This window comes from Schnuerera sp. (assembly GCF_035459645.1).
In the GTDB taxonomy this organism is placed as follows: domain Bacteria; phylum Bacillota; class Clostridia; order Tissierellales; family Tepidimicrobiaceae; genus Schnuerera.
Map to the genome: position 1 here is coordinate 1 of NZ_DATHXO010000485.1, position 3294 is coordinate 3294.

The 3294-nt window shown below is 35.0% G+C and carries 3 protein-coding genes; all 3 read left to right on the forward strand.

Features of this window, described 5'->3' with window-relative positions:
- A partial coding sequence (locus VK998_RS11465) for an NADH-quinone oxidoreductase subunit NuoE family protein (protein ID WP_325228434.1) occupies positions 1-363 on the forward strand: 363 nt, incomplete at its 5' end.
- Between the two features lie 117 nt (positions 364-480).
- A complete protein-coding gene (locus VK998_RS11470; RefSeq protein WP_325228438.1) occupies positions 481-2268 on the forward strand; it encodes an NADH-quinone oxidoreductase subunit NuoF in 1788 nt (595 codons plus the stop codon).
- Positions 2269-2281: 13 nt separating this feature from the next.
- Entirely contained in the window at positions 2282-3217 is a 936-nt protein-coding gene (locus VK998_RS11475) for an NADH-quinone oxidoreductase subunit G (protein WP_325228436.1), read from the forward strand.
- Positions 3218-3294: the final 77 nt, after the last annotated feature.

Genomic DNA, 3294 nt, shown 5'->3' on the forward strand with positions numbered 1-3294 from the left:
TTTGGTTATCTTCCTATAGAGGTTCAAAAGATGATTTCTGATGAACTCAGAGTCCCTCTATCTGAAATCTATGGAGTAGCTACCTTCTACTCTCAATTTTCTTTGATCCCAAAAGGAGAATATAAAATAGGTGTATGTTTAGGAACTGCCTGTTATGTAAAAGGGTCTCAGGAAATATTAGATAAAGTAGAAGAATTGCTAGGAATTAGTGTAGGACAAACTACACTAGATAGAAAATTTTCTATTGATGCAACAAGGTGTTTAGGGGCTTGTGGTTTAGCACCTGTATTGACGGTGAATGAGGATGTGTACGGTAAGTTAAAACCTGAAGATGTAGAAGAGATTATAGATAAATATAGATAATCTGGAGGTGGTAATTTGAAAACCATTGATGAGTTAAAGAAAATAAAAGAAGAAACCTTAGAAAAAATTAGTTTAAGGCAAAAAGAGCAGTCTACAATATCTTTTGACCAAAAAGATATGGATGCTCATCCAACTCATGTTTTAGTATGTGGTGGTACTGGATGTCATTCTTCCCAAGGAGATGAGATTAGAAAGCTATTGGAAGAAAAAGTGAAGGAAAGAGGATTAGACAGTATTAAAGTAAAATTAACAGGTTGCTTTGGCTTATGTGAAGCTGGACCTAATATAGTTATATATCCAGAAGGGATATTTTATAGTCATGTGAAATTAGAAGATGTTGATGAAATAGTAGAAGAACATTTTGAAAAAGGGCATATTGTAAAAAGATTATTATACGAAGGTGCTGTCGAAGAAAAAACAGTTATGCCTGTAAATGAAGTTAATTTTTATAAAAAACAAACGAGAGTTGCTTTAAGAAATTGTGGACTTATTAATCCAGAGGATATTGATGAATATATAGCTTTTGATGGATATCAGTCTTTAGCAAAAGTAATAACTGACATGACTCAAGAAGAAGTTATTGAATTTATGAAAAAATCCAATTTGAGAGGTAGGGGAGGTGCAGGATTCCCGACAGGCCGCAAATGGGAAACAGCATTTAAGTATCCAGCAGACCAGAAATATGTAATATGTAATGCAGATGAGGGAGATCCAGGTGCATTTATGGATAGATCTATCCTTGAAGGAGATCCGCATTCAGTTCTTGAAGCTATGGCGATTTGTGGCTATGCTATAGGGTCAGATCAAGGTTATATTTATGTAAGAGCAGAGTACCCAATAGCTGTACACAGACTAGAAGTAGCTATAGAACAAGCTAAGGAAAAGGGATTATTAGGGAAGAATATACTAGGAACTGATTTTAGTTTTGATATAGAATTAAGGCTAGGGGCAGGAGCTTTTGTATGTGGTGAAGGAACGGCTTTAATGGAATCTATTGAAGGCAAAAGAGGAATGCCTAGGACTAAAATCCACAGGACTGCTCATAAAGGTTTATGGGGAAAACCAACTATAATAAATAATGTTGAAACTCTTGCAAATGTTCCAGCCATATTCCAAAATGGAGTAGAATGGTTTAAAAACATTGGAACAAAAGATTCTCCTGGAACTAAGGTATTTGCATTAGGAGGAAAGATAAAAAACACAGGACTTATTGAAGTGCCTATGGGAGTTACTTTAAGAGATATAATATATGACATAGGTGGAGGCATTCCTAATGACAAAGAATTTAAGGCAATTCAAACGGGAGGACCTTCTGGTGGTTGTATACCTAAAGAACATATAGATACTCCTGTTGACTTTGAATCTTTAGCTGAATTAGGTTCCATAATGGGTTCTGGTGGAATGGTAGTAATGGATGAAGACAATTGTATGGTAGACATCGCAAGATTTTTCTTAGATTTTACTGTTGAAGAATCCTGTGGTAAATGTGTTCCATGTAGAGAAGGAACTAAGAGGATGTTAGAAATATTGGAAAGGATAACCAATGGGGAAGGAACACCAGAAGATTTAGATAGACTTGAATCCTTATCTGAAACTATTACCAACGGTTCTTTATGTGGTTTAGGACAAACAGCTGCAAATCCAGTCATATCTACTATGAAATATTTTAGAGATGAATACGAAGCTCATGTTTATGATAAAAGATGCCCTGCCGGCTCATGTCAGGCTCTTTTAGAATTTTTCATTACAGAAGATTGTATAGGATGTACAAAGTGTGCTAGAAACTGTCCTGTTTCATGTATTAGTGGAAAAGTAAAAGAAAGACATGTAATAAATACTGATGAATGTATTAAGTGTGGCACCTGTATGGAAGTCTGTCCGACTGGCGCTGTAATTAAGAGATAGGAGGAGGTTTGTCATGGGAAATGTAACTCTTACTATAGATGGTAAAAAAGTAACTGTGCCTAAGGATTATAATATAATTCAAGCAGCTAAGAGAATAGGTATAGATATACCTGCTTTATGTTACGATCCAAATTTAGAAATAGTAGGGGCTTGTAGACTTTGTTTAGTGGAGATTGAAGGAAGAAACAAACTGGAAACTTCATGCTCTACTAAAGTAAAAGAAGGAATGGTAGTATATACAGAGTCTGAAAAGGTAGTATCTATAAGGAAAGAAATACTCCAATTGCTTTTAGACAACCATCCTAATGACTGTTTAACTTGTCAAAAAGCAGGAGAATGTCTGCTGCAAGAGTATGCTTATAGATACGATGTAAAATTTAGAGAACATGATGGAGAAAGAAGACCTAATTATGTGGATACATCAAGTCCATATATTTTAAAAGATGATAGCAAATGTATACTTTGCGGTAAATGTGTTAGAACTTGTGCTCAAGTACATGATAGAAAAGTTCTATCTTTTGCAGGAAGAGGATTTGATACTCGAATAGTTGCAGATGCAGATTTTACTTTAGAAGAATCAACCTGTGTTTCCTGTAATAGATGTGTAGTAGCTTGTCCTGTGGGAGCCCTTATAGACAAAAGGGTTGTAGGTAAAACTAGAACATGGGATAGTGATATAAAATCAGTAAAATGCAAAGCTTGTGACTATGGATGTAATTTTGAAGTATTATCTAAGAAAGGCAAAAATATTGCTGTAAGAGCAAAAGCTCCTTCTGAAGGAAGACCTTTATGTTTAAAAGGAAGGCTTACTACTGAATTACTATATGTAGATGAGCCAGAAACTCCTTATAAAAAGGTAGATGGACAGTTTGTAGAAGCTACATGGAAGGAAGCTTTAGAGTTAGATGGTGTATTTGAAAAACTATTTGAGGAAGAGAAAAGCAAGTAGGAGTTGAATAATATGGCTAAAATAACCATAAATGGTAAGGCATATAATGTGGAGGACCATATAACAGTACTTGAGGC